This window comes from Kushneria sp. AK178 (genome assembly GCF_053903105.1).
Genome location: NZ_CP096381.1, coordinates 892,065 through 897,485, shown reverse-complemented (window position 1 = coordinate 897,485; position 5,421 = coordinate 892,065). Strand labels below are relative to the sequence as shown.

The 5,421-nt window shown below is 60.4% G+C and carries 4 protein-coding genes; 1 reads left to right on the top strand and 3 read right to left on the bottom strand.

What is annotated here, in order from left to right:
• Nucleotides 1-268: 268 nt before the first annotated feature.
• Both M1D97_RS04090 and fabV read right to left on the bottom strand, forming a co-directional pair.
• Complete coding sequence (locus tag M1D97_RS04090; protein WP_456269475.1) at nt 269-943, bottom strand: DUF2959 domain-containing protein; 675 nt, start codon at nt 941-943, stop codon at nt 269-271.
• An 8-nt stretch (nt 944-951) separates the two neighbouring features.
• Entirely contained in the window at nt 952-2,151 is a 1,200-nt protein-coding gene (gene fabV / locus M1D97_RS04085) for an enoyl-ACP reductase FabV (protein ID WP_456270170.1), read from the bottom strand.
• A 241-nt stretch (nt 2,152-2,392) separates the two neighbouring features.
• Here fabV and M1D97_RS04080 point away from each other — a divergent pair, with 241 nt between their 5' ends.
• The gene (locus M1D97_RS04080) at nt 2,393-2,788 is read left to right on the top strand and encodes a DUF7079 family protein (protein WP_456270169.1); all 396 of its coding nucleotides are present in this window, start codon (nt 2,393-2,395) and stop codon (nt 2,786-2,788) included.
• A 75-nt stretch (nt 2,789-2,863) separates the two neighbouring features.
• On the opposite strand, the gene M1D97_RS04075 is transcribed toward M1D97_RS04080, so the two are convergent.
• Complete coding sequence (locus M1D97_RS04075; protein WP_456269474.1) at nt 2,864-5,335, bottom strand: mechanosensitive ion channel domain-containing protein; 2,472 nt, start codon at nt 5,333-5,335, stop codon at nt 2,864-2,866.
• Nucleotides 5,336-5,421: the final 86 nt, after the last annotated feature.

Genomic DNA, 5,421 nt, shown 5'->3' with positions numbered 1-5,421 from the left:
AACACCCGTCCCCTATCCCGCCGTAGTGCCAAAACAGTTCAGTTTCGGCGAATATATAGTACTCACGACTTTTTTCTAATCATCGAATAGCCGCTTTTTTGCCACTTAATTCCTCGGCTAGCCCTGGAGAACTAGTCATCACCAAGGACAAAATTAATACATATAAAAAAACCCTGAAAAGGATATTTTCAGGGTGGTTCATCGAAAGGGTGACAGGGAGGGCAGGAGGCAGCCCGCAGGGGGCTGCCCCGGGAAGACAATCGGACGATCAGTTCGTCGATTCCATCCCATCAATGAAGCGGTTGGAGCGTTCGATGGAAGCCTGCATTTCACGCCTGAGTGTCGCAATCTGCGTTTCAAGCTGGCTGACTTCCCCCCTGAGGGCCCCGATCGCTCGTGCATTGAGGTTGTGCTTGAGAAACAGCACGTTGTCATGCATGGCCGTCAGTACCGGGGGCATGGTGTCTTCAGCGCGGTGCATGGCCTCGAGCATCTCGTCGTAGCGCTGTCGCGTCTGCTCGAGCTCGCGCTCGCTCTGACGCCGGTAGGACTCGCTTTGATACTGATCCAGCTCGCCTTCCCACTCCCGAAACAGCGCCTGGGCCACGCTTTCGATGGCATCAATGCGCTGACTGACACGCTCGGCCGCCGCCTGACTGCGCTCATAGTCGGATTCAAGCGCGGCGTGGGCCCGAGACAGCTCGCTGTCGGGCACCGTCACCACGCTCTGGTAGCGCTCGAGCGCCGAGGAGAACTGCTCGTCAGCCTCCTGCTGCGCATCACGCGCGGCAATGACGCGATCCGACAGGATATCGCGCTTGTGGACGCCGGCCTGCTCCATGACGTCGTAGTAGGCACTCTGACAGCCGGACAGCAGCAGCGCTGCCAGCAGTACCAGACCGGAAGTCCGGGCCGCGAAACGAGCGTGTCGTAATAGCGCCATGATGGTCCTTAGAGCTGTACCACGTCGAAATCGACCTTCGGATTGACGTCGGCGTCATAGTCGACGTCGTCACGATCAAAGCCGAAGAGCTTGAGGAACTCGTGCTTGTAGCCGGCATAGTCGGTCAGCTCAAACACATTGTCGCTGGTCACCTGCGGCCACAGCGCCTTGCATTCATCCTGGACGTCATCGCGCAGCTCGCGATCATCAAGACGCATGCGGCCGGCGTCATCGAGCGCCGGCGGCTGACCGGCGCTCAGATGCTCGTGGAACAGACGGTTGAGCTGGTCGATCGTGCCTTCATGCAGGTTTTTCTCCTTCATGATGCGATAGGCCATCGAGATATACAGCGGCATGACCGGGATGGCGGCACTGGCCTGGGTGACCACGGACTTGAGCACCGCCACGTTGGCGTGTCCGCCCTTCTCGCTCAGACGCGACTCGAGCGCCTGCGCGGCGCGGTCCAGATCTTCCTTGGCCTTGCCCAGCGAGCCGTGCCAGTAGATCGGCCAGGTGATTTCGGTGCCGATATAGCTGAAGGCGACCGTGCTGGCGCCTTCGGCCAGCACACCGGCGCGATCGAGCGCATCGATCCAGAGTTCCCAGTCCTCGCCACCCATGACGCGAACGGTATTGTCGATCTCTTCCTGAGTGGCAGGCTCGACCGAGGCCTCGATGATCTGATCCTTGTTGGTGTCCAGTGCCGTGGCCCGGTAGGTCTCACCGATCGGCTTGAGGGCCGATTTCACCACCTCGCCGCTGTCGGGCAGTTTGCGTACCGGGGATGCCAGTGAATAGACCACCAGATCAATCTGTCCGCCCATCTCGTTTTTGATCATTTCGATGGCCTGATCGCGCGTGTCGTGCGCGAAGGCGTCACCGTTGATCGAACGGCTGTAAAGCCCCTCGGCGCTTGCCAGCTTGTCGAAGGCAGCCGCGTTGTACCAGCCTGCCGAGCCCGGACGGGTTTCGGTGCCCGGCTTTTCATAGAACACGCCCAGCGTATCGGCACCGCATCCAAAGGCCGCCGTGATGCGCGCTGACAGGCCATAGCCGGTGGAGGCGCCGATCACCAGCACCCTTTTGGGCCCCCCTTCAATGGTGCCGCGCGAGCGCGTGATCTCGATCTGTTCGCGCACGTTCTGCTCGCAGCCGACCGGATGGGTTGTCGTACAGATGAAACCACGAACCTTGGGATGAATAACCACACTCACCTCTCTTGCCGGAAATGGAAACGGATGACATTTCAGTAACCGAAATGCCCGCCGAAAAATGCTGTGCCAGTGATGGCCGGATTCTCGATGACCCTTGATGCTCGAAATTGAGTCATGGCGGCCTGGCGCGTATTTTACCGGGTACGGGCGCAGGTGTCCGCACAAGCCGGGACCAATGTCTTTTGACCGCTTCAATCATTGCAGGGTGAAAACGGTGTCATCATCTCATGACAACATGAATGACCCTCAGCGTCTGCTCGATCATCGTCGCGACCTCTGGATGGCGCTGGCGCCGCTGTGGCTGGATCGCGAACCCGGCGAGCGCGACTACGCGCACATGGCGGATGTCATCGAACAGTATGATTTCACCACCGCCGAGCTCGAGCGCATCTATCGTGTCGAGCTGTCGCCGGTGCTGGCCCGCCACCAGGTCTCGCTGGCCGGTGAATGGCGAGCGTTTGACGAAGACCGCCTGCTTCGCCAGCTGACCTTTCATGTCTGGAAGCTGACCCGGTGGCGACGAGGCTTCTGGATGCTGTTCTCGGGTCTGACCACCATGATGACGCGCCACCGCTTCAACATGCTCATGGATGTCGTCGTGACCCGACGCAGCGCCACACGCGACGACTGACCCATTCCCGTTAATCCGCGCACATGAAAAAGGGGGCATCCCGTGGATGCCCCCTTGAATGGCGACAACATCCGATCAACGATCCACGTCGCTGCCGCCCTCTCCCTCGTCGTTATCCTCGTCGGGCAGCTTTTCGTGTGCCTTGAGGCGCTCGCTCGAGCGTTCGTCGGCGGAAGCGGTTCTGGCCGAACGGTCCCCGGATGGCTGGCCCGTCGCACCGGTCTGACCTTCTTCCACCACGTATTCGTCGAGGACATGCACATTGGCCGGCGGCGCGCCACCGTTTTTGTCCTGACCGAAGTAGAGCGTGGTATGTGGATACGGGATCTCGATACCGGCCGCATCGAAATGCTTCTTGACCAGACGGTTGAACGCACGCCCGACGCCCCACTGCGTCCCGGGGGTGGTCTTGATCATGATACGGATGTTGACCGCGCTGTCGCCCAGCGACACCACGCCCGGTACCGCCATGTCATCGATGATATTGATCGACTGCTCCGGGTCGCCTCTCAGCTCGTCGAAGGCCTGATGCAGATGATGGATGGCATCATCCACATTCTCGCGATAGGCAATGCCGTACTCACCCACGTGATAGGCAAAGTCACGCATGTAGTTGGAGACCGTATCCACCGAGGAGAACGGAATGACGTGATAGGTCCCATCCAGCGCCCGCAGCCCTACCGAGCGAATGGTGATCCTTTCGGCCGTGCCGGTCAGACCGGCAACCCCCACGACATCGCCGGTGTTCATGGCGTTTTCCAGCTGAATGAACACGCCGGTGATGATGTCCTGCACCAGCTTCTGGGCACCGAAACCGATGGCCAGACCCACCACACCAGCACCGGCGATCAGCGGCCCGATGTTGATACCGATCTGCGACAGCACGATCAGCAGTGTCATCGTCACGATCAGGATCAAAATCGCATTGCGAAACAGCGACAGCAGGGTCTGTTCGCGAGCGCTCGGGGCCGAGGCGGCACTCAGGCGATGCTCGATAAAGCTGGCCACCACGGTCCAGATCAGCGTGGCAATGAACAAAATGATCGCCACATGCACGATCATGCCGATGGTTTCGGCACCGCTTTGCGACGTCAGCCATCCCGGCAGATCGAAGGCATGCCAGGCATCCAGCACCGTCAGTACCACGAAAATGCCCAGCAGGATGCGCAGGCCTCGCAGGGCCTTGGGGACATAGGAGTTGATCCGCGCCTCCAGCTGCGGCAGACGCTCGCGCAGCCCCTCGGAGAGATGGATGCGTCGTGACAAAGCGATGGTCAACAGCGAAGAAAGCAGGATACCGATGCCGATGGCCAGCAGGGTCTGTACGGTAGCCTGTGCCATGAAGGGCAGCGCCTGGGCCGGCTGCAGCTGGCTCACCACCAGCAGCACGGTGAAATAGGCCAGCGCAAGGAGATGCCAGGTCCGTCCCAGAATACGCAGGAGTGTTCTGAAGAAGGCAAAGCTGCTCTCCTCGGCCCGGCCGTTGAGGTTATCGCGCAGCGTTTTGCGATTTTTCAGCACCACGCGGACGGCGTAGATATAGACCCCGATCATGATCAGCAGGCTGGCGATCTGGCCGACGGCCGGCGACAGCATGGCGTTGATCATGGGCACCGCGACCATCAGACCGTAGCCGGTAATGCCGACCAGACGCGCCAGCCAGCGGTTCCAGTACGAGGCGGTGTCGCTGGACATTTCAAAAAGACGCAGTGCGTCATAGCGCGTGGAAAACACCATCCGAATCAGGGCCTTGACGATCTCGACGATGACAAAGGCATTGATGAACAGGGATTCGGCGCGGCCGATCTCGCCGGCCTGACCGGCAAGGAACAGGCTGGCCACATAGCCCGCGGCGCCGGCCAGCACGATCACAACCACATCGATCAAAAGCGCCCCGATCACGGCGCCCCAGCGCCTGATCAGCGCCCCCGCTGCCTGTTTCTGCTCCTTTTCGTCCAGTACCTGCTGGGCCTCCTCATCGTCGCTCGTTTCCATCGGCGGTGCCGAGGCCGGCGCCGGCTGGCTGGAGACCCAGTAATTAATACGATGATAGATGCGTGCCACCAGCATCCGAAGAACGTAAAAGGCAACCACCGTCGACACCACGGCAATACCGAAGGCGAGCAGAATAGCGCCCCACAGGGACCAGGGCAGTCCGGCACCTTCACCGTCTCCGGCAGTGCGGAAGGCGGCGATGGCACTGGAGACATCCTCGGCAACCCCCTGGGCAAAGCTCTGGGTCATTTCTGCGATGCGCCCACCCAGAGACTGTTCCTGCGCCGGTGCCCCGGCCTCGGTAGCGGCATTCTGGCCGGACTCGGAAGATGGCGTCTCACCCTGAGCAAGACTGCGCAGCTGCGAGATCATTTCATCGCGGGTCTGCTCGTTTTCAAGCAGGTCTGCCAGCGCCGCATAAGAGGGTTGCTCGGCGGATTGCGAAGATGCCCCCTCGGCCCGGGGCTCTGCCATTGCGGCCACCGATATCGTGCTCAGCAACAGCACCATCAGGGGTAGCCGAAGCCAGTCAAACAGCCTCTTTAAAGCCACGTGTGTTCTCCATGGTCAGAATCAGATAGGTACCGTCGGGCTCGAAAACCCCTTTGCGGCGCACAAGCTTTCATAACCTGGTATAA

Bases quoted from the DNA above. Each gene is read 5' to 3' on its own strand.
- M1D97_RS04080 (WP_456270169.1), top strand. From the start codon at position 2,393: ATGAATGACCCTCAGCGTCTGCTCGATCATCGTCGCGACCTCTGGATG.
- M1D97_RS04090 (WP_456269475.1), bottom strand. From the start codon at position 943: ATGGCGCTATTACGACACGCTCGTTTCGCGGCCCGGACTTCCGGTCTG.